Genomic DNA, 20,347 nt, shown 5'->3' on the forward strand with positions numbered 1-20,347 from the left:
AAGTAAACGGAGAAAACTATGAAATTATCATCCATTAAATCATCATGGGTCTGTTTGACTTTGCTGGGTTCGGCAAGCACTGCCATGGCCCAAACCTTGACCTCAGAAGGGCCCGCGCCCTTTGAGAGCGGTCAGTCAGAAACCTTGAATCCCAATCAAGTGGGGGCTGTCAACGCCTTGGTACCACACCCCACTGATCCCAACATCATCTATGCGGGCACCGTCAATGGTGGTGTCTGGCGCACCACCATGGCCACCATCCCAGGCAACAACCCACCTTGGGTTTCGCTTACCGATGATCAGGAATCCTTGTCCATCCAAGCCTTGGAGATGGACCCCACCGATGGCAGCTTCCAAACCCTGGTGGCCGGTATTGGCCGGGTCAGCAGCATTGGTCGCATCGGCGGTTCCCGAACGGGATTGCTCAGAACCACTGATGGCGGTGACACCTGGTCAGCCTTGACTGACTTGGCGGGCAGCAACATCTCAGGCGTGGCGCCACGGGGCTCGGTCATCGTGGCCGCGGCCGACAACGATGACAACAGCGCGTCATGTGCTGGGACGGGGATCTTTCGGTCAACCGATACCGGCGCCAGCTTCACCCAAGTGACCAATGGCATCAGCGGTGGTTTGGTCGACGCCCTGGCCTCAGACCCTTCTGACAACGCCATATTGTATGCCAGCATCGTCGATGCCCCAGCTTGTGGTGGCACCTCAGGCATCTACAAGAGTGTCGACACCGGTGCCAACTGGAGCAAGATCAGTGACGCCACCATCGATGCCACCCTGGTGGATTCGGGCGGTACGCACGTAGAGATCGCGGTCGGCAACAACGACAACGTGTTTGTGGGCATCGCCACTGGCGGTCGTTTGGCCGGGGTGTTTTATTCAGACAATGGCGGAGGCAGTTTTGCCTCCATGGAGCTGCCTGGAACCTTTGAACCGGATGACTTTTTTGGTATCCACCCAGGCGGTCAAGCCAGCATTCACATGTCCATGACGGTGGATCCCAGCAATGACAGTGTGGTATATATCGGCGGCGACCGTCAACCGGCGGACAACAACGACGGCACAACCGGCCCCTTTGCCTTCCCCAATTCACTGGGGGCCAACACCTTCAGTGGTCGCTTGTTCAGGGGTGATGCCACGGCCACACCAGGCAGTCAATGGGAATCCTTGACCCACTCGGGCACCGCCAACAACACCGCGCCCCACGCCGATTCACGGGATTTGGCCTTCGACGCCAACGGCAATTTGTTGGAAGCCGATGACGGCGGGGTTTACATCCGCACCTCACCCAACAATGCCTCCGGCGATTGGATTTCCTTGAATGGCAGCATGCAAACCACGGAAATGCATTCGGCCGATTACGACAGCAACTCTGACGTGTTGGGTGGTGGCGCACAAGACAATTCTCAAGGCAGCCAAAACATCACCGGCCAACCAGAATGGACCGTCTTACTCGGTGGTGATGGCGGTGATTTTGATGTCGACGATGTGTCATTGGCTGGTGCTAGTCAATCAGCCAGATACACCAGCGCACAAAACCTGCAAGCCTTTATTCGCGTGGTACGCAATGCCGACAACAGTTTTGACTCGTTCACTTTTCCGGCATTGACTGTGGTCAGTGGTGACACCAACACCGTTGGTCAATTCGTCACCCCGGTTGACATCAACAGCCAAGATCCGGATCGTTTGGTGATCGGTTTTGCCAACAGCGTCTATGAATCATTGGACCAAGGCAACACCTTGAATCAAGTGACCCCAGCCGTGCGCGCTTTCGGCTTTGGTGCCAATTCAATTGCGGCTGGCGCCCCTGGCAATGCCGAGCTGTTGTATGTGGCCGCCGACACCGATCTGCTCAGACGCACCACCGCCGGTGGTAACTTGTCATCGGTATTCAGCTCACCCAACTTGGTGGCAGCGGTTTCCCAAAACGCCATCAACGGCGACCGAGCGGCCTTCGTTGAATTGTTTGGCGGGGTGTTCATCACCAACAACGCCGGTGACAACTGGACCGAGGTGACCGGTAATTTGACCAGCTTCAATCCCGGACGTATCTGGTCGGTGCTGCACGCTGGCAATCCTTTTGCTGGCGATGATGCGCTGTTGGTCGGCACCGATCGGGGCTTATTCATTGCCCAGGAAGACAGCGGCTTCAGCACCTGGACCGAATTGTCTGCCGATTTGCCCAATGCGCCGGTGTTTGGTCTGAAATATGATGCGGTGATCAACACCTTGTTCATCAACACGCTGGGGCGAGGCACCCACTCGTTCGAGCTTTTGTTTGAGGACACCGATTTGATTTTTGAGGACAGTTTCGAAGGTCCTTAAAGCCACCTTCAAATGACGTGGAAAACAGCCAACCACCACCTCAGGTTGGCTGTTTTTTCATGATCTGATGCCATCGTTGATCCTGCTGGTGTCAAGTTTTGCAACCACTGCTACATGGCAGCCAAAAGTTTCAGTCCTTCACTGATTTGCAAGCAAACTTTGTTAAATTTGCCAAGACCCGCCACAAGGGTCATAGTACCGATTCATCTGCATACATCAATAAGGACATATTCAAATGGAACACTTGCCCCTCACCCTCAATGGACAATCTGTCTACGCCACTTTCGGACAACGTTTGGGTGCGGCAATCATCGACATATTGATCGTGATTCCCATCGTCATCGCGGTCCAAGCCATCAACAGCCAAACTTATGGCGCGGAAGTGGCCATTGAAGTGCTGATCACCGTGCTGTCACTGAGCTATGCGGTGGCCCTGAACTATTTGTATGGTGGCACCATAGGCAAATTGGTACTGGGTATCCGCATCACCCACATTGATGGCAGTCGCATCAGCCTCAAAACCAGTTTCATGCGGTCATCGGTGGATATTTTATTGAGTGTGGTCACCGTTTATGTCTTTGTGGTGACCCTACAGGGGCTTGATCTGAATGCCTATTTTGCCAGTAACTGGATCAGATAGGCTGAACTCATCACTGAGAACTTTCCAGCTTGGCACCATTGGACCGATGCCATCATGATGGTCTGGTATTGGAGTGAACTGCTGGTGATGCTGACCAATGAACGGCGCCGGGCATTGCATGATTTCATCGCCGGCACGGTGGTGATCAAAAAAGCATTCCTGTTGGATCAAGCAGCGGTTTGAAGCCCTGACCGAACCGATTCAAGGCCACATCGCTCAATTCGCTCGGCTGATGGGGGCTTTGACACCGCCTAAAATCATCGAAAATTACTATTCCAAGTTGCGGCGCTGTTCTATAATCATAGAATGAAACAATTCACGGTACGCATCAGAACTTCGCTGCCACTGATCCTGTTGACCCTGCTGTTGACTGCCTGTGGCTCCTCCTCACGCCTCAACCTGAAAGCCAGTTATACCGAACAAGACATCTACCATGACGGCCTGTTTGGTGCGCCCACCCAGTTGATCAACTTGGATGAGGTGTTTGCCCTGACACCGGCTCAACGCGAGGCCTTTTTGAAAACCTTTCACAGCAAGGAATACCGCAAGCTGTCGGACAGTCAGCGGATATACAAATTCCTCGAACACCAACTGGATAATTTCAACTTCCATTCCAGAACCCTGGTTGCCACCGACGCCATGGCCCAAAATGCTGGCAATTGCATGTCACTGGCGATCTTGACCCGGGCCCTGTCACAGTTGACCCATGTGGGCATCAGTTATGAATTGGCCAGAACCCCGCCGGTGTACCAGTTGGAAGGCAATCTGCAACTCAGCTCGCAGCACATCCGCACGGTGGTTTACAACAAAACCGCCACCACCACCAAACAATTCGTCAAACCCAACGACAAGGTGCGCATCGATTACTTTTCGACCTTGGGCTCACGCACCCTGAGGAAAGTCAAAAAACAAGAATTTCATGCCCTGTTCTACAGCAACCGGGCGGCCGAAGCGATGATCGATGGCGACCACAATTTGGCGTATTGGAACCTGAAAGAGGCTTTGCACATCCAGCCGGACAACCTGGTGGCCATCAACATGCTGGGCGTGCTGTATGACCGGATCGGTGCCAATGAGTATGCCGAACGGGCCTATATCTATGGTTTGTCCTTCAGCCAGGGACATTTGGAGTTGATGAACAACTACCACAAATTCCTGGTCAATGCCGGGCGCTTGAATGAAGCCCAGATGATTGCCAACGAACTGGAAAACTACAACGACCCGGACCCGTTCAAATGGCTGGACCTGGCCAACCAGGAAATGGCCCAAGCCAATTACCGCAAGGCCATCAAATTTTATGAAAAAGCGGCCGAATTGGCCGATTACATGCACCAACCCTATGCCGGTATTGCCAAAGCCAGCTTTGAACTGGGTTTGAATGCCCAGGCCATCAGGGCCATGCAGCAAGCACTGGAAAATTCACACACCGCACAAACCACCTCGATTTACCAGGCCAAGTACGACTTAATCAAAGCCCAAAAGAACCTGAATTGATGCGAACAGCAACTCGGAGTGGGCCATGGTCATGGTAAACTGCGGGCTGTTCATTGATCCAGGAAATAATAGTGCAACACATCATTTGCATCAGCAACCAGACCGTGGCTGACGCCTTACCGGGCGAAGGCTTCATCCAAACCGAAGACAACATCTTTGACCTCGCTCAATTGTGGATTGGCCCCAGGCCGCATTTGGAAGAGGATGAGAATTTCAAACAAATCATTCCTTACGTGATCCTCTCTTATCAAGGCAAAATCGCCGTCTATCAGCGCACCAAACAAGGCGGAGAAAGCCGCTTGCATCATTTGAACTCCATTGGCTTTGGCGGTCACATCGATGCCTTCGATTTGGCTTACGATGAAACCGGTGTCATTGACTTGGATCGCACCATCGAAACATCAGGTCAGCGGGAAATTGACGAAGAATTGAACATTGCAGGCATCACCAGCAAAACGCCCTTGGGCTACATCGTCGACAACAGCAACCCAGTTGGACGGGTGCACATTGGGGTGGTTGAACGCTGGGAATTGGCCACCCCAGAGATTCAAAGCAACGAAGCGGAGATCGAAGTGCTGGGTTTGTTCGCGCTGGATGAGTTGCAAGCCATGACCACCGACATGGAAAACTGGAGTCAACACGTGGTCAATGGTTTGACCGAATGACCCTTCATCACTCTTGGGCGTATGGCTTGATCACCGATTTGGCCAAAACCTGGCCGGTGTAATAACCGGCATAAGCCACCACAAACCACACCCAAACCGGCGCGCCATCGACTTTGTTCAACCAGTAAGCTGGCCAGGCAATGGCGGTGATGAAGTTCATCAACGAGTTGATGAAAAAGTTGACCACATCACCAACACCCAAAGCCGCCAGGGTGTCTAAGACAGTTGCTTCACTGGTCAAGAAATCCACCACTTCCCAGAATTCGACCACCAGGTAGGTCAACACCGCCACCACCCCATAAAAACCGCCACCGAAATCGACCCACTTGGACATCATCACATTTTGCATGGACCATTGTTGCTGCTTGAGGTCTGCTTTGACGCGTTTGCGGGTGGCTTTGTCGGGCTTGTCCATGGCCGTTACGGTGTCGGCTTGTGATGATTTGAGCATCACATAAAACAGCACAAAACTGATTAATCCGGTGCTGACAAATGCCAAGATGAGTTGCCCAATGGCCCAAGTCATGGCGATTCCTCAGTCAGCGCTGGCTGGTAAGCGGTCAAACACATAGGGACCCGCGGTGGCGCCCCATACCTGTTGGTCATTGGCATCCCAGCCTTGGTCCCAGCTGCTGATGCCCGTGGCTGTGATGGTCACCTCCGAAGTGGCATAAGTGGCCCCGCGCAAGCTGCTCAGGCAGGCCTTGTCTTGGGTGCTGCCCTGATATTGTGCCGCCCCGTCAAACTGCAAAATCACCGCACAACCGGTGCGCAACTGCAAGTCTGCCACCGTCACATCAGCCAACAGGCCTGGGTCTTCATAGGCGCCGATGACGGCTTGTGGATCCGGCAGTTCATATACAGCACTGGCAAAGCGCCCATCTGCCATTGGCGTCACCCGATAAATCCGTTGGCGATAAGGTTGTTCAGGTCGGGTCCCGACCGCTTGTTCCACATACAGCCAATGACCATCCTCGCGTTCGGTCCAGATGGGCTTCATTTTCAAGCTGATGTGAAAGTAACGGTCATCTTGACTGGCTTGTTGTTCACTGCTGAAGGCCCCTGACATCCAGGCCACCAGTTGAGTCAAGGCCGCTTGATCATCCTGCACAGCCGGTTTTTCAGGTTGGCACCCCAACAACAACATGGCGCCTGCACAAAGCCCTAAGAATCGAATCATCATGCCCATCATCTGTCATCAAAAGGGCCATTTTAACACCAGAAAACGGCCCCATGGGGCAACTATTAGGCCTCAATCTTCTTCGTCGAAACCTTCGATTCGATGGTAGATCACCAGCGAATAAATCACCGGTATTAAAGCGCCGGCCATGATCAGTGTGGTCAACAGCCAAAATGGCCAATGCATCAAGCCGCCCACCAAGGTCAGGATCCCGGCCAAGATAAAAGTCCACGAACCCAGGCGGTGGGTCTTGTACCACACTTCATCCGAAGACAAGGTCCATGGGGTGCGGATGCCCAGAAAGAAATTCTTGGGCACTTTGCTGAGGTAGTTGCCAATGATCAAAAACAACACCCCCACCCCGACCATGACCCACTGATTCATGTCAATGGCGCGATCCATTCCGGCTTCAAACGACAACACCATGATGCCCAAATAAAACACCGCCATCACCAAAATGATGATTTCATAAACTTTCTGGGCTTGGTTCAGCTTGAACCCTTTGGGCGCGATTTTGGGCAACCACAGCAACAAGGCACTGGACAACAAAGAAATGATGGGCAACAAAAACACCCCCCACGGCTTACTCATGTAGCCATCGACTTCACCATGGACATTCCAATGGGTGGGGATCTGTTCTGGTAATTTCGGCTCATACCAAAACGCCACCACCCATGTGATGGCCACCACCGCGACCAAAGACCCGAGGATTTTACGGTTTTTCATGTTCATCTCCTTTCAACAACTGATTCATCAACAACAGCAATTCTTCCAACACAGAAAGGTTCAGCGTGTATATGCGCTGCTGTCCTTGTCGGCGCACCCGCACCAACTCTGCCTGCTTCAACACATTCAGGTGGTGCGATAAGGTGGCACCACTGAAATCAAAATGGGCTTTGATGGCTGCCACCGACAATTCCCCTTCTTTCAACAAATTCAGTATTTTGCGTCGTTGAATGTCGGCGATGGCGGTGAACAGCGAAGCTTGTTTGGGTGTTTCTTGCATTTTATTTAGATTATCATCTAATTATCTATTTGTCAAATCGGTATAATGAACCCATGCCAAGCCTATCATTGCCTTTGACAACCGAATGAACCATGGAAGCCACCGCATTTTACAGTGAATACCTCAGCTTGTTTTTGTCGCTGGTCATCGCCGGAACCGGTTTAAAACTGGCCATCCAAAAACACGACCCCAAGACCTACCAAGTGGGCGACAAATCCTTCTCAAGACAAAAAGTTCACACCACTGCCACCTTGTTGTTTTTGGGCGTGGTGATTCAACTGGTGGCCAATGCCATGGCCAATCTGGATGGGCGAGAATTGCTCTTGGATGAAAAGGTGATTGGCGCCTATGCCTTTTCACTGGCCGTCTTGATTTTCAAAAATTGATTCGCCAGACGAATTCAACCCGCTTGCATCGGCCCTCATACTAAAGGCTAATACCACGCCCCCAGGGATTTGCCTAACATGTCTCCCAAAGCACACAGGAGGCAACACATGAAACTCAAGAAAAAACTCTTAACTGTGGCCATCGCCACCACCTTGGTGTGTGGGGGTGCCCAGGCCAACGATGAAAAGTACCAACAACTGGAGGCCAAAATTGCCTCTTTGGAGGCCATGTTGCTGGAATTGAAACAAGAATTGGGTCAACGTCCAGCGGGCGAACCCAAAACCGCAGCCCAGAACACTGCCAAAGATGATGCTGGCGAGCAACACAGTTACCAATTTGGCGGTTTTGTCAAAGCCACCGGGTCTTTTTCTGCCTACAGCGATGGTGATTTGGCCAGTGGTTCAGTGGGCCGTGATTTTTACATCCCAGGAACCATTCCTGTGGGGGGTGAAGGCGAAGACACTGATTTTGATTTTTCGGCCAAGGAATCTCGGATTAATTTCAAAAGCAGTCACCAATTGGCAAGTGGCGACCAAATCACCACGTTCATTGAAATGGATTTTTTGTTGGCCCCCAGTGGCAATGAGCGGGTCAGCAACTCATACCAACCCCGTTTGCGGCATGCCTTCATCAAATACAACGATTGGTTGTTCGGTCAAACCTGGAGCACCTTCCAAGACGTGGGTGCCCTGCCCGAATCGGTGGACTTCCTGGCGGCACCCGATGGCATCATCTTCGAGCGCCAACCCATGGTGCGTTACACCAACGGTCCCTGGCAATTGGCCTTGGAAAATCCAGAAACCACAGTCACCCCATTTGGCGGCGGTGGTCGGATTGTCTCTGATGACAATGGCGCCCCAGATTTTGTGGCCAAATACACCCACCAAGCCGACTGGGGACATGTGGCGGTGGCCGGGCTGTTCCGCTATTTGGAATTGGACCAAGTCAATGACAACACCTCAGAAACTGGCTATGGTCTGAGCATCACTGGCAAATACAAAATCGGTGATAAGAATGACCTCAGATTCAATCTGGCCTCAGGTGTAGGCATGGGCCGTTATGTGGCCTTGAACACCGCCAATGCCGCTGTGTTGACGGAGACCGGAGCCTTAGAAACCATCGATTCCACGGCTTTTGCCGTGGCGTATCGGCATCACTGGAATGACCAATTGCGTTCCAACTTCATCTTGTCACGGATTGAAATTGACAACGATGCTGACTACACCGGCTTGGGCGTCAGTAAATCGGCCCAAAGTGCCCAATTCAACCTGTTGTACTCACCAGTGCCCAAAATCACCTTGGGGGTTGGATTTTTACATGGCAAAAGGGAGTTGGAGTCAGGCGCTGACGGTGAGTTAAATCGGTTGATCTTCAGTGCCAAATATGCGTTTTGAAGCGAACTTTATTAACCGCACACAAGAGGTCCTGCCACGGGCCTCTTTTTGCGTATAATGAAGACATCCAGAAACCCATGAACAGACACCTCAAAATTGCCATTATTATGGTCCCTTTGTTGGCCCTGGCTGGTTATGGCCTGGCCGGCTGGTGGCTTGATCGCCAGCAACCGGCTGCAGCCAATGGTCAATTGCGCTTATTAGGAACCTGCCAACCCAGTGACAATGCCTGTGTGTTTCAAACACCCGGTTTGGAGCTCAAACTGATCAGCGCGGTCAAACAAGAACAACTGCAATTGGCTGCGTACAGCAGCCAGGCCATCAGTGATTTTTCCTTGGCCTTGGGTAACGAACAAGGTTTTCAACAGTTTCCCATGATGAAGTCGGTAGACGGTCGTTACTGGCAATTGCAAATATCGCCAACGACAAACATCCGCCAATTTGATCAATTGAGGCTGGCCTTCAAACACCAACAACAACCAGTGTTCGCTGAAACTCAAGTGAGGTTCTGATGGAAATTGAACAGCTGGAGATTCATGATTTTTTGCAACAAACCCATCCATTGAACAAATTGGATGGGGCCACCCTCAAACAACTGGCCACCGCCATTGAAATCACCTACCACCCCAGAGAAGACGTGGTGTTGGAACCCGGGCACAACAACCACTGGCTGTACATGATTCGCTCCGGCGCGGTGATTCGCACCGATCACCAAGACGGTCTGGTGGCTCAGTTTGGCAGCGGTGACTTCTTTGGCCATCGGGCCATTGAGCGCGGTGGTTTGATCAAAAACAAAGTGTCGTGCTTGGAAGACAGTTTGTTTTACCTGATACCTGACACTTTGTACCACACGCTGATGCAAGAAGTGCCGGCTTTCAATGACTATTTCAGCCAACAAAAAAACCAACGGCTGAAAAGCGCCCTGCATGAACTGCAAGCCAACCACGACAACATCCTGATCAAATCGCGGGTGGCCGATTTTTTGCACCCCGCTTTGACCATCGACGCCAGCCTATCGATTCAAGACACGGCCCAGCTGATGCAACAACAGGACAAAACTTCGGCGTTGGTGCTGGATGCGGCAGAAAAAACCATCCTCGGCATCGTCACCGACCGGGCGTTCTGCACCAAAGTGGTCGCCGATGGCATACCGGCGCAGCAAAGCATCGACCAAGTCATGACCCACAACCCGGTGTGCATCGATCCTCACAGCAATGGCTTGGAGGCCATGTTGTTGATGACCCGCTTGAACATCCGCCACTTACCGGTGGTGCAGGACGGTTCGTTGGTGGGTATGGTCACCGCCACCGACCTGATCCACCACCAAAGCCACAACCCGATTTATCTGGTCAACGAAATTCACAAGGCCACCGACTTGGCGCAAGTGGTCAGTTTGAGCCAACAAATCCCCACTGCCTTGGTGAAATTGGTGGCCGCCGGCTTACACGCCAAAGACATCGCCCATTCCATCAGTTCCATTGGTCGCGCCATCATCCAGAAAGTGATCAAACAAACCATCCAGGAACTGGGTCCGGCGCCCATTCGCTTTGCCTACTTGGTAGCTGGCTCGCTGGCCCGCAATGACCAAACAGCCCATTCGGACCAAGACAACGGGCTGTTGTTGGCCGACAACTATGAGCCGGCACAACACGGCTGCTATTTTCAACAATTGGCCAGCACCGTCAGTGATTGGCTCAACCGCTGCGGCTATGTGTATTGCCCTGGAGATGTGATGGCCAGCAACGAACAATGGCGGCAGCCACTGGCGGTGTGGCAAAGTTATTTTGAGCGGTGGATCCTCACCCCAGAACCGAAAGCATTGATGTATGCCAGCATCTTCTTTGATCTGCGCTGCGTGTATGGTGATGCTTCATTGTTGGACGAGCTGCATGAATCGGTTAAGCAGCTGATCCAACAACAGCGCCGATTCCTGGCTTTCATGGCGGCCAACGCCCAACAGAACAAGCCACCTTTGGGCCTGTTTCGGCGCTTTGTGCTGGAGCAACACGGTGCCGAGCACAAAACCCTGGACATGAAAAAACGGGGCATTTTGCCACTGACCGATGTGGCCAGGGTGTTCGCCCTGGATGCCGGCACCGCGTTGATCAACACCCGTGACCGCATCCAAGCCGCTTGCCAGGCCGGTGTCATCAGCAGCGAAGCGGCCGATGATTTGATCGACAGCCATGACTTCTTGTGCACCGTGCGCCTGCAGCACCAGGTCAAAAACATCCAAGCCGGACAGGCTGCGAACAACCACGTCAATCCGGATGAGTTGTCCTCTTTGGAACGGCGCCACTTGAAAGATGCCTTTGAACTGATCAGCACCTACCAGGATGTGGTGAGCCAAAAATACAACCAAGGTCAGCTGTGAATGTTTGATTGGTTCAATCACAACAAGCGACTGCTTCAACATGCCCTCAAACACCAACCCCAAGGGGCCTTGAAGCATTACTTAACCACCCCCTTGCCGGACCTGAACCAGCCCGCTTTGGCGGTGGATTACCTGGTCTTGGATTTCGAAACCACTGGCTTGAATCCCTACCAAGATCACATCATTTCATTGGGTTACACCCACATCAGCCAAGGCCGCATTCAACTCAAGCAGTGCCGACATGCATTGATCAAAACCAACAAAAAGTTGACCAGTGACAACGTCAGCATCCACCAAATCACCGATGACGACCTGGCTGCTGGCATAGACGTACAGACCATGATGGAATGGTTGTTGACCCAAATGGCCGGCAAAGCCTTGGCGGTCCACTACCAGAAAATCGAACATGACTTCCTGCAGCAGCTCAGCCTACAGTTGTATGGGCACCGTTTACCGCTGTGTGTGGTCGACACCTTGGCCATCGAGCGGCGGTATCTGGAGCGACAGAACCAACCCATCCAGCCCAATCAATTGCGCCTGTTCAACCTGCGTGAACAATACCACCTGCCCCGGTATCATGCCCACAATGCCCTGGAAGATGCCCTGGCCACGGCCGAGTTGTTGCTGGCTCAAATCAAACATCGACAGCGCCAGGGATACCCGCTAAAATTAAAAGACATCAGCCACTGATGTGGGCTGAGTCACCCAGCAACGACAATCGATGGGAGGATTGTATGAACAAAGACGTGAAAATTGCCGCCGCCGTGATCGCTGGCATCATTCTGATTGCCATCTTTGATCGCCCGCGTGGCGCCTCACCCGACATGGCCTATGAAGCCATGAGTCAAGCCATGCAGCAAGTCGGACAAACTGCGGCCAAGGCCAGTTCCAGCAACGAGCCCTCTTGTTACCACAACGGCATTGAATTGAAAGGCAAAGTGCAATTCGTGGATTCTTTTCCGGACCTGAAAATCAAATTCGTCAGCTCTTTTGCCGACATCGATGTGCAGTTCGTCTCGTCATTTCCAGATGACTGTGGTCAATGGCAAGAAGTCAGTTCATTCCCTGATTTTACGGTCCAAGTGGTCGACTCATTTCCCGACATAGAAGTGCGGAAAGTCAGCTCATTTCCTGGCATGAATTAACCCCGCTAACTGGGGTCACATAAGACCAAAGTCTAATGGGTCAAACGGCTGAAAAATGGCATATTGACCCCCACAGCTCAAACAATCACAGCGAGAACCCGCCATGCAAGAACGCTATCCAGTGAACCCAGCAATTGCCGCCAAGGCCCGGTGCACCAATGACCAATACCTGGCCATGTACCAACAAAGCATCGAACACAATGAAGCCTTTTGGGCCGAACACGGTCAACGAATCGACTGGTTCACCCCGTATACCCAAGTCAAAGACGTTTCTTATGCCCAAGATGACTTGCACATCAAATGGTACGCCGATGGCACCTTGAATGTCAGTCACAATTGCATCGATCGGCATTTGGCCACACGCGGCGACCAAACCGCCATCATTTGGGAAGGTGATGACCCCAATGAATCCAAGCACATCACCTACCACACCTTGCACCAAGAGGTGTGTCGCTTTGCCAACACCTTGAAAAAGCTGGGGGTGGGCAAAGGCGATCGCGTGACCTTGTACATGCCCATGATTCCCGAAGCGGCCTATGCCATGCTGGCCTGTGCCCGCATCGGCGCCATCCATTCGGTGGTCTTCGGCGGCTTCTCACCCGATGCATTGGGTGACCGCATCATCAACTGCAAATCGAAGCTGGTGATCACCGCTGATCGCGGGGTGCGGGGCAGCAAAGCCATCCCCTTGAAAGCCAACGTGGATCAGGCGGCGGCCAAGACCGGGGTCAGTGATTACCTGGAAACGGTGTTGGTGATCAAAACCTCCGAACAAGCCGTTGATTGGCAACTGCATGACCATTGGTACCACGAAGCCAGTGCCGATGTGGGCACCGCTTGTGAACCGGAAGTGATGAATGCCGAAGACCCCCTGTTCATTTTGTACACCTCTGGCTCCACCGGACAACCCAAAGGGGTGTTGCACACTTCAGGTGGCTATTTGGTGTATGCCTCGATGACCCATGAATACGTGTTTGACATCCACCCGGGTGACATCTATTGGTGCACCGCCGATGTCGGTTGGATCACCGGTCACAGTTACGTGGTCTATGGCCCATTGGCCAACGGCGGCACCACTTTGATGTTTGAAGGTGTGCCCAACTACCCCGACTTCAGTCGCTTTTGGCAAATTTGTGACAAACACCAGGTCAACGTCTGTTACACCGCACCCACGGCAATCCGGGCCTTGATGAAAGAAGGTGATGAGCCGGTCAATGCCACCTCCAGAAGTTCTTTGAAAGTATTGGGCTCGGTGGGCGAACCGATCAACCCCGAAGCCTGGAAATGGTATCACGAGGTGGTTGGAGATGAGCGCTGTCCGATCGTTGACACCTGGTGGCAAACCGAAACCGGCGGCATCATGATCACCCCCCTACCCGGAGCCACTGAATTGAAGCCTGGTTCAGCCACCCGACCGTTTTTTGGCATCCAACCGGCCTTGCTGGACAACGATGGCAACGAGCTGTCTGGTGAAGCAGCCGGCAACTTGGTGATCACCGACTCCTGGCCAGGCCAAATGCGCACGGTATTTGGCGACCACCAGCGGTTTTACTCCACCTATTTCGCCACTTTTGACCAGGTCTACACCACCGGCGATGGGGCCCGCCGTGATGCCGATGGCTATTATTGGATCACTGGACGCACCGACGATGTGCTCAACGTGTCCGGCCATCGCATGGGCACGGCCGAAGTCGAAAGCGCCTTGGTGGCCCATGAAGCGGTGGCTGAAGCGGCGGTGGTGGGCTATCCCCATGACATCAAAGGCCAAGGCATTTATGCCTATGTCACATTGGTCAATGGGGTGGCTGAGTCCGAAGACCTGCGGGCCGAACTGGTGCAATGGGTGCGCAAAGAAATCGGCCCGATTGCCACCCCGGATAAAATCCAATGGGCCCCAGGTTTACCCAAAACAAGATCTGGTAAAATCATGCGGCGGATTTTGCGCAAAATTGCCGCCAATGAATACGACAATTTGGGCGACACCTCCACCCTGGCAGAACCGGAGGTGGTGACCCATTTGATCAACAACCGTTTGAACCGTTGAATCATCAAGCAGCCGTCATGAACTGGGATCCGGCACAATTCACCGTTGACAAAATCATCATTGCCGATGACCACCCGATGTTTCGTGATGCTTTGCGCCAAGCCATGAGCAGCAGCCATGCCGATTGCCAAATCATAGAAGCCGAGTCTTCAGAGTCCTTGCGGTTGCAATTGCGTGAGCACCACGATGCCGATCTGTTGGTGTTGGATTTGAACATGCCAGGGGTGGAAGGCTTTTCGGCCTTGGCCTATGTACAAAAGAAGTACCCCGATTTGCCGATCATCATGATTTCGGCCAACGACAAACCCGAAACCATCATGCATGCCAAACACTTTGGCGCCTTGGGTTTTGTCAGCAAATCAGCCTCCATCCAGGAGATTCGCCGTGGGGTGAACACCGTGTTGCAGGGCGACACCCACTTCCCTTACCAATTCAATGAGCAGTTGTATCAAAAACTCGACGACACCCTGGCTGAGACCACCCGCCAGGTGGCCGAATTGACCCCCCAACAACTCAAAGTTCTGGGCATGATCAAACAGGGTCTGTTGAACAAACAAATCGCCTATGACCTGGACATCTCAGAAGCCACCGTCAAAGCCCATGTCACGGCCATCATGCGCAAGCTCGGAGTCAACAACCGCACCCAAGCGGTGATGAAAGTGGCCAACATCGAAATCCACTGAACCTCCTGACATGACACCAACATGGTGAGTCAACAATGCTTTACCTGAGCATTGTATCGTGTTAATATTCACTATTTACTGAATTTAGTGATATTAATGAGTTTCACCGCACAAATGGCCCAATTTTTTGACGAAATGGGTCAGGGCTCCATGACCGGCAGAATTTTTGGGCATTTACTGATCTGCCAACCCGCCAAACAACGGGCCAAGGCCATCCAACAGGCCACCGGTGCCTCTGCCGGTGCGGTTCATGGCGCTTTGAAAACTTTTGTTGCGGCCGGCTTGGTCAACAGAAACAGCGAGGCTGGCAGCAAGACCATGTGGTATGAAATCGCCGATGATGCCTTTTTAACCATGTTGACAGCACGGCTGGCCATGATCAAAAAACTGGTGCAATTGGCTGATTTGGGCTTGGCTGAGATGCCATCAGGCGCCGACACGCAACGGCTGGAAGCGATGCGATCCTGTTATGCCCATTTTGAACAGCGGTTCCCAGCCATGATTGCTGAATTCAAAGCACAAAAAGAACGCCATGAGTGACGCCATTGTCCTGAAATTTCTGGCGCTTTGGCTGGTTTGCCAGTTACTGGCCTGGCTCATGTTGCGATGGGGCAGCCATTGCATCAACCATCCACTGATGCGCCGCTTGGGTCACTTGGCCCATCAACAAAAAATGCGGGCATTGGTCAAGATCTGGCCTTTGAACCGACTCATTCCGGCTTTGAATCAACACCACATCCGCCGCTGTCAAGTCATCATCACCGGCCTCATCATGGTCAAAAGCCTGCTGTGTCTGGTGTTGGGCGTGGTGATGATCATCTGGTTACCATTGGCCGCATTTGTGGTGCCTGCCATCATCACTGAACACGACCCAGCTGACCAGCATCTGCAAACCGTGGTGCATCGCATTGCGTTTTGGCAAGTCACCAGCCACGCCTTGGCCGCTGCCATGGGTGCGGTGTTGTTGCTGGGTTGGTGGCAGCAAAACCCGCAGATTATCAATCTTGACCCGACCGTGGTTATGACCTTCAGCTGGGCTTTAGTGGGAGTGGTCTTCTGTGCTTGGTTGGCTGGCAAACATGAAACGGCTTTGCTCCAAGAATTGTATGCCAATAAAGTTTTGGCGGCATTCAAAGCAACTGATTGATCAACTGCCTGAGCTTGACCGGTTTCACCGGTTTCAGCAACAAATGAAAACCGGCTTTTTCGACCAATTGCTGCAAAGTTTCGCTGTGGTTGGCCGTGATCATCACCACCGGCACTTGCCAGCCTGTTGAATGGCACAATTCTTGTACCAGTTCGGTGCCCAATTCGTCGTCCAATTGATAATCCACCAACAACAAATCGGGTTGGCTGCCCTGCGCCACCAAAGCCTCGACGGCGGATCCGTCGATCGCCACCTCCACGTGCAGCCCCCAACCATTCAACAATTGTTGCATCCCAGCCAGGATTTGTGGCTCGTTGTCGATACACCACACGGTTTTGCTGGCGTGTGTCGCCAGCCGTTGAGGACCGGGCTCCACGCTGGGTGATGCCGCCGTTGCTTGGGGCTGTCCGGCAGGCACGGTCAAAATGAAAGTGGAACCACGACCGGGCACTGAATTGATTTTTAGCGGGATGTCCAACTGCCGCAAAATCCGATCCACGATGCTCAAACCCAAGCCCAAACCTTTGTCAGCCGCTGGATCATTGGGGCGCAAACGTTTGAATTCATTGAAAATGAGTTTTTGTTCGGCGGCTGTCAGACCCGCACCGGTGTCGATGACGCCAATTTGCACCGCACCCTGGTGGGATCGCGCGGTCACCAACACCCCACCTGCTGTGGTGTAGCGAATGGCATTGCTGGTGAGGTTTTGCAACACCCGATACAAGAGTTTTTCATCGGTGTGTAACCACAAATCAGGTTCATGCACCCGCAAATCCAGGCCTTTCCTTTCGGCCCGAGGTCGGTATTGGGTGACCAGTTGGCGCAACAGCTTGGACAATTGAAAGTCCTGAGGGTCTGCCTGCACCCCACCGGCATCGAATTTGGCAATGTCCAACAAGGCACTGAGCATGTTCTCGGCGGCTTTCAGGGATTGGTCCAATTTGACGATGTTGGCGCCGATGTCAGATGGCAATTGCGGGGTTTTTTCGCGCAAGATGGAAGCAAATAAGCGGGCCGCATTGAAGGGTTGCAACAAATCATGACTGGCATCGGCGATGAACTTGGTTTTACTCAAATTGGCTTGTTGCGCCGCTTCGGTGGCCAGTGACAGGGCTTCGGTGCGCTGTTTGACCCGTTGTTCGAGGTTGGCTTTGGCCTGCACCAATTCCAATTCGGCTTGTCGACGTGTGCTGATGTCTTGCATGATCACAAACACCCCAGCCACCTGCTGCTGTTGCCAATCGGGCACATAGGTTCCCAATATGAAGTGAGATTGGCCATCAAAATCGGCCAAGGACATTTCAAATGATTGGGTGGTGCCGGCAAACGCCGCCCTCAGGTAAGGTTCCCTTTTGGCCAATTCCATGTCGGAAAACAAATCGTCCAAAGAGCGGCCGATCATGGCATCCCGCGACAGCCCCATGAATTGTTCATAGGCTTTGTTGACAAACATCACTTGTCTGGCTTGATTGACATAGGCCAACATGGCCGGTGAATGGTCGGTGTAAAACTGAATCTGTTTTTGACTGTCAATCAACTCTTGCTGGGCCTTTTTGTAGGACGTCACGTCACTGTAGGTGGTGACATATCCGCCGTTGGGCATGGGGTGTCCCTCAATCTGCAACACCCGCCCGTTGTCAAACGTGCGTTCGGCCTGGTAAGAGCGTCGCTGGCGCAGCAGCACCAATCGCTTCTCAATTTCTTGACGGCTGTTGTCTGCGGGCATCAAGCCCCGTTCTGCATTGAACTGCAGCACGGTTTGAATCGGCATGCCGCGTTTGATGAACTCTTTGGGGTAGCCCAACAGTTCAATGTACTGTTTGTTCCAGGCCACCAACCGCAAATGATCATCCACCACACTGACCCCTTGAGAGATGTTGTCCAAGGTGGCATCGATCAAATCCCGATTGAATTGAATGGCTTGCTGGGTTTGGTCCAGCAAATTCAAAATGTCATTCACCGCCATGCCTTTGGATTGCAGCATGGCGGTCACCACCGCCCGGGCGGAAGAGGTGCCGATGGAGCCTGCCAGCAAGGATTCGGTGAATTGAATCATGGGTGGGCTGGCGGGCTGCTCATCAGCCACTTGTTGGTTTAAATTTTGCGCAAACTCGGCGAATGATTGTTGTGCGAAACCCTCCCCCACCAAGCGTTTCACCACCTGCTTGAGGTCCGCCACAGTCAGTGATTGATCGGGGCCTCGCTGGTGCGGTGACCACCCCAGTCGCTGGCGGCTGCGGTTGCGCCACCACCGCCCGCACAAAGCGGTGAGGATGTGCACCAAAAAATTGATGGTCACGGAGGTGCCAAATAATTTGAACAAGGGTGGATCTTCACCGGTTAATTGCAGCATGCTGGTCAACAAACCATAATCGGTCATGGGCACCCCAGCGATTGGCTGGGGCAAGAACACCATCACAAACCAAGTCATGACACCGGCCAACAAACCGAGAAAAGCCGCTTGCTTGTTGCTTTGTCGCCAATAGATGCCCAGCAAAATGGCAGGTGCGAATTGCACCATCAACAAGAAGGACAGGTTACCCATGGCCGCCAACGGCACGTTGTTGCTGGCCATGCCATAGAACACGAAAGCCACCAAACTGATGGCGAATATACTGATGCGTCGGCTCCACAACACCATGCGCTTCAAACTGTTTTTATGCGGCAAATGGTAATTTTTCAGACGCAGATACAAGGGCAGGATCAAATCGTTGCTGACCATGGTGCTCAAAGCGATGGTGGCGATGATCACCATGCCGGTGGCGGCGGCCAAACCACCCAAAAACACCAACAAAGTCAGACCCGCCGACTGATATTCCATGGGCAATTGCAACACATACAAATCGGCTTTGGCGCCCGGTGTCAGAAAGGCACTGCCGGCCAAAGCAATTGGAATCACAAACACAGTGAACACCAACAAATAAAGGATAAAAATCAAACGGGCTTTGCCCAAATCTTGCGGGCTTTCATTTTCGATGACGGTGACATGAAATTGTCTGGGCAGGCACATAAACACCATCAAAGCCAACATGGTTTGTGACAAAAAATTGACCGACAAATTGGGACCATTGGCAATCTGTTGAACTTGCAAGCCTTCAGTCAGCAACGCCGTTGGGCTGGGATATAAGACCAACACCACATACAAGCCCACCGCCATGAATGCCACCAGTTTCAAAGCCGATTCGAAGGCAATGGACACCATCAAGCCCCGGTGGTGTTCGGTGACATCAAATTTACGGGTGCCAAAAATGGTGGAAAAAAAGGCCAACAACACGGTGATGAGCAAAGCACTGGTCAACTCATCGCTGGGGCCGTTGCTGGGTTGCCCCCCAATGGCCCCCACACTGGCGGTGATGGCTTCCAGCTGCAGGGCAATGTAAGGGATCGAGGCCACCACTGCGGTGATGGTGACCAACACCGCAATGCGCCGTGACTTGCCGTACAAGCTGGCCACAAAGTCCGCCACCGATGTGATGTTGTTGGCTTTGCTGATTTGAATGATTTTTTTCACCAATGGCCAACCCACGGTGAACAGGATCAACGGTCCCAAATAGATCGGTAAAAAATCCCACCCTTTGGATGCGGCGGTTCCCACCGCGCCGAAGAATGTCCAGGACGTGCAATAAACCCCCAAAGACAGGCCGTAAACCCAACTGCGAAGTTTGGGCTTGTTTTGGATGTTCAATCCATCCCCCCAGCGGGCCACACCATACATCAAGGCCATGTATGCCACCAAGATGATATAAACGCTGTATTCACTGAACATGTGGTGTCCTCACTGCTTCATGCCAAGTCATTGAACTCAAGTGGATTTTGCTGCTGCTAAAGCATCTTAGCACAGCCATCAGCAGCAC

The 20,347-nt window shown here is 52.7% G+C and carries 20 protein-coding genes; 15 read left to right on the plus strand and 5 right to left on the minus strand.

Annotated features, from left to right (window positions below; all coding sequences use genetic code 11):
- The first annotated feature begins 18 nt into the window (after nucleotides 1-18).
- The 5 genes from K7G70_RS12745 to K7G70_RS12760 all read left to right on the plus strand — a co-directional run bounded on the left by K7G70_RS12745 (nucleotide 19) and on the right by K7G70_RS12760 (nucleotide 5,133).
- Nucleotides 19-2,334 carry a glycoside hydrolase gene (locus K7G70_RS12745; RefSeq protein ID WP_223789037.1) on the plus strand — a complete coding sequence of 772 codons (2,316 nt, stop codon included), beginning with the start codon at nucleotides 19-21 and terminating at the stop codon, nucleotides 2,332-2,334.
- Nucleotides 2,335-2,569: 235 nt separating this feature from the next.
- Nucleotides 2,570-2,974 carry an RDD family protein gene (locus tag K7G70_RS12750; RefSeq protein WP_223789038.1) on the plus strand — a complete coding sequence of 135 codons (405 nt, stop codon included), beginning with the start codon at nucleotides 2,570-2,572 and terminating at the stop codon, nucleotides 2,972-2,974.
- Nucleotides 2,975-3,028: 54 nt separating this feature from the next.
- On the plus strand, nucleotides 3,029-3,157 hold the full coding sequence (locus tag K7G70_RS17940; protein ID WP_255590049.1) for a hypothetical protein: 129 nt from the start codon (nucleotides 3,029-3,031) through the stop codon (nucleotides 3,155-3,157).
- A 123-nt stretch (nucleotides 3,158-3,280) separates the two neighbouring features.
- On the plus strand, nucleotides 3,281-4,468 hold the full coding sequence (locus K7G70_RS12755; RefSeq protein WP_223789039.1) for a tetratricopeptide repeat protein: 1,188 nt from the start codon (nucleotides 3,281-3,283) through the stop codon (nucleotides 4,466-4,468).
- 71 nt (nucleotides 4,469-4,539) lie between these two features.
- Nucleotides 4,540-5,133 carry a hypothetical protein gene (locus tag K7G70_RS12760; protein WP_223789040.1) on the plus strand — a complete coding sequence of 198 codons (594 nt, stop codon included), beginning with the start codon at nucleotides 4,540-4,542 and terminating at the stop codon, nucleotides 5,131-5,133.
- A 7-nt stretch (nucleotides 5,134-5,140) separates the two neighbouring features.
- Here K7G70_RS12760 and K7G70_RS12765 read toward each other — a convergent pair whose 3' ends face one another.
- The 4 genes from K7G70_RS12765 to K7G70_RS12780 form a co-directional block, all read right to left on the minus strand.
- Entirely contained in the window at nucleotides 5,141-5,659 is a 519-nt protein-coding gene (locus K7G70_RS12765) for a hypothetical protein (protein ID WP_223789041.1), read from the minus strand.
- Between the two features lie 9 nt (nucleotides 5,660-5,668).
- On the minus strand, nucleotides 5,669-6,313 hold the full coding sequence (locus K7G70_RS12770; protein WP_223789042.1) for a chromophore lyase CpcT/CpeT: 645 nt from the start codon (nucleotides 6,311-6,313) through the stop codon (nucleotides 5,669-5,671).
- A gap of 72 nt (nucleotides 6,314-6,385) precedes the next feature.
- Nucleotides 6,386-7,039: an SdpI family protein gene (locus K7G70_RS12775; RefSeq protein ID WP_223789043.1), complete on the minus strand. Its 654-nt coding sequence runs from the start codon at nucleotides 7,037-7,039 to the stop codon at nucleotides 6,386-6,388.
- A complete protein-coding gene (locus K7G70_RS12780; RefSeq protein ID WP_223789044.1) occupies nucleotides 7,026-7,319 on the minus strand; it encodes a metalloregulator ArsR/SmtB family transcription factor in 294 nt (97 codons plus the stop codon). Before K7G70_RS12780 ends, K7G70_RS12775 begins: the two co-directional genes overlap by 14 nt.
- A gap of 92 nt (nucleotides 7,320-7,411) precedes the next feature.
- On the opposite strand from K7G70_RS12780, the gene K7G70_RS12785 reads away from it, so the two are divergent.
- From K7G70_RS12785 to K7G70_RS12830, 10 genes are all read left to right on the plus strand, one after another.
- On the plus strand, nucleotides 7,412-7,705 hold the full coding sequence (locus tag K7G70_RS12785) for a hypothetical protein (protein WP_223789045.1): 294 nt from the start codon (nucleotides 7,412-7,414) through the stop codon (nucleotides 7,703-7,705).
- Nucleotides 7,706-7,813: 108 nt separating this feature from the next.
- Nucleotides 7,814-9,100, plus strand: coding sequence for a DcaP family trimeric outer membrane transporter (locus tag K7G70_RS12790; RefSeq protein ID WP_223789046.1), 1,287 nt, complete (start codon nucleotides 7,814-7,816; stop codon nucleotides 9,098-9,100).
- A 77-nt stretch (nucleotides 9,101-9,177) separates the two neighbouring features.
- Nucleotides 9,178-9,612, plus strand: a complete 435-nt coding sequence (locus tag K7G70_RS12795; protein ID WP_223789047.1) for a hypothetical protein — start codon at nucleotides 9,178-9,180, stop codon at nucleotides 9,610-9,612.
- Nucleotides 9,612-11,474: a putative nucleotidyltransferase substrate binding domain-containing protein gene (locus tag K7G70_RS12800; protein ID WP_223789048.1), complete on the plus strand. Its 1,863-nt coding sequence runs from the start codon at nucleotides 9,612-9,614 to the stop codon at nucleotides 11,472-11,474. Before K7G70_RS12795 ends, K7G70_RS12800 begins: the two co-directional genes overlap by 1 nt.
- Entirely contained in the window at nucleotides 11,475-12,164 is a 690-nt protein-coding gene (locus tag K7G70_RS12805; RefSeq protein ID WP_223789049.1) for an exonuclease domain-containing protein, read from the plus strand.
- Nucleotides 12,165-12,208: 44 nt separating this feature from the next.
- Entirely contained in the window at nucleotides 12,209-12,619 is a 411-nt protein-coding gene (locus K7G70_RS12810; protein ID WP_223789050.1) for a 7(1) septoil knot domain-containing protein, read from the plus strand.
- Nucleotides 12,620-12,722: 103 nt separating this feature from the next.
- Complete coding sequence (acs, locus tag K7G70_RS12815) at nucleotides 12,723-14,663, plus strand: acetate--CoA ligase (protein WP_223789051.1); 1,941 nt, start codon at nucleotides 12,723-12,725, stop codon at nucleotides 14,661-14,663.
- A 17-nt stretch (nucleotides 14,664-14,680) separates the two neighbouring features.
- A complete protein-coding gene (locus K7G70_RS12820) occupies nucleotides 14,681-15,346 on the plus strand; it encodes a response regulator (RefSeq protein WP_223789052.1) in 666 nt (221 codons plus the stop codon).
- 96 nt (nucleotides 15,347-15,442) lie between these two features.
- Entirely contained in the window at nucleotides 15,443-15,886 is a 444-nt protein-coding gene (locus tag K7G70_RS12825) for a hypothetical protein (protein ID WP_223789053.1), read from the plus strand.
- Nucleotides 15,879-16,493: a hypothetical protein gene (locus K7G70_RS12830; protein ID WP_223789054.1), complete on the plus strand. Its 615-nt coding sequence runs from the start codon at nucleotides 15,879-15,881 to the stop codon at nucleotides 16,491-16,493. Before K7G70_RS12825 ends, K7G70_RS12830 begins: the two co-directional genes overlap by 8 nt.
- Here the strand turns inward: K7G70_RS12830 and K7G70_RS12835 are convergent.
- Entirely contained in the window at nucleotides 16,477-20,259 is a 3,783-nt protein-coding gene (locus tag K7G70_RS12835) for a hybrid sensor histidine kinase/response regulator (protein WP_223789055.1), read from the minus strand. The genes K7G70_RS12830 and K7G70_RS12835 overlap by 17 nt on opposite strands.
- Between the last annotated feature and the right edge of the window lie 88 nt (nucleotides 20,260-20,347).

The organism is Marinicella meishanensis (assembly GCF_019931145.1).
In the GTDB taxonomy this organism is placed as follows: Bacteria; Pseudomonadota; Gammaproteobacteria; order Xanthomonadales; family Marinicellaceae; genus Marinicella; species Marinicella meishanensis.

What these genes read in the sequence shown, in the direction of transcription:
- acs (WP_223789051.1), top strand. Translation starts at nt 12,723, where the DNA reads ATGCAAGAACGCTATCCAGTGAACCCAGCAATTGCCGCCAAGGCCCGG.
- K7G70_RS12790 (WP_223789046.1), top strand. Translation starts at nt 7,814, where the DNA reads ATGAAACTCAAGAAAAAACTCTTAACTGTGGCCATCGCCACCACCTTG.
- K7G70_RS12830 (WP_223789054.1), top strand. Translation starts at nt 15,879, where the DNA reads ATGAGTGACGCCATTGTCCTGAAATTTCTGGCGCTTTGGCTGGTTTGC.
- K7G70_RS12775 (WP_223789043.1), bottom strand. Translation starts at nt 7,039, where the DNA reads ATGAAAAACCGTAAAATCCTCGGGTCTTTGGTCGCGGTGGTGGCCATC.
- K7G70_RS12795 (WP_223789047.1), top strand. Translation starts at nt 9,178, where the DNA reads ATGAACAGACACCTCAAAATTGCCATTATTATGGTCCCTTTGTTGGCC.
- K7G70_RS12755 (WP_223789039.1), top strand. Translation starts at nt 3,281, where the DNA reads ATGAAACAATTCACGGTACGCATCAGAACTTCGCTGCCACTGATCCTG.
- K7G70_RS12805 (WP_223789049.1), top strand. Translation starts at nt 11,475, where the DNA reads ATGTTTGATTGGTTCAATCACAACAAGCGACTGCTTCAACATGCCCTC.
- K7G70_RS12810 (WP_223789050.1), top strand. Translation starts at nt 12,209, where the DNA reads ATGAACAAAGACGTGAAAATTGCCGCCGCCGTGATCGCTGGCATCATT.
- K7G70_RS12750 (WP_223789038.1), top strand. Translation starts at nt 2,570, where the DNA reads ATGGAACACTTGCCCCTCACCCTCAATGGACAATCTGTCTACGCCACT.
- K7G70_RS12835 (WP_223789055.1), bottom strand. Translation starts at nt 20,259, where the DNA reads ATGTTCAGTGAATACAGCGTTTATATCATCTTGGTGGCATACATGGCC.
- K7G70_RS12800 (WP_223789048.1), top strand. Translation starts at nt 9,612, where the DNA reads ATGGAAATTGAACAGCTGGAGATTCATGATTTTTTGCAACAAACCCAT.
- K7G70_RS12825 (WP_223789053.1), top strand. Translation starts at nt 15,443, where the DNA reads ATGAGTTTCACCGCACAAATGGCCCAATTTTTTGACGAAATGGGTCAG.
- K7G70_RS12780 (WP_223789044.1), bottom strand. Translation starts at nt 7,319, where the DNA reads ATGCAAGAAACACCCAAACAAGCTTCGCTGTTCACCGCCATCGCCGAC.
- K7G70_RS12765 (WP_223789041.1), bottom strand. Translation starts at nt 5,659, where the DNA reads ATGACTTGGGCCATTGGGCAACTCATCTTGGCATTTGTCAGCACCGGA.
- K7G70_RS12820 (WP_223789052.1), top strand. Translation starts at nt 14,681, where the DNA reads ATGAACTGGGATCCGGCACAATTCACCGTTGACAAAATCATCATTGCC.
- K7G70_RS12770 (WP_223789042.1), bottom strand. Translation starts at nt 6,313, where the DNA reads ATGATTCGATTCTTAGGGCTTTGTGCAGGCGCCATGTTGTTGTTGGGG.
- K7G70_RS12745 (WP_223789037.1), top strand. Translation starts at nt 19, where the DNA reads ATGAAATTATCATCCATTAAATCATCATGGGTCTGTTTGACTTTGCTG.
- K7G70_RS12785 (WP_223789045.1), top strand. Translation starts at nt 7,412, where the DNA reads ATGGAAGCCACCGCATTTTACAGTGAATACCTCAGCTTGTTTTTGTCG.
- K7G70_RS17940 (WP_255590049.1), top strand. Translation starts at nt 3,029, where the DNA reads ATGATGGTCTGGTATTGGAGTGAACTGCTGGTGATGCTGACCAATGAA.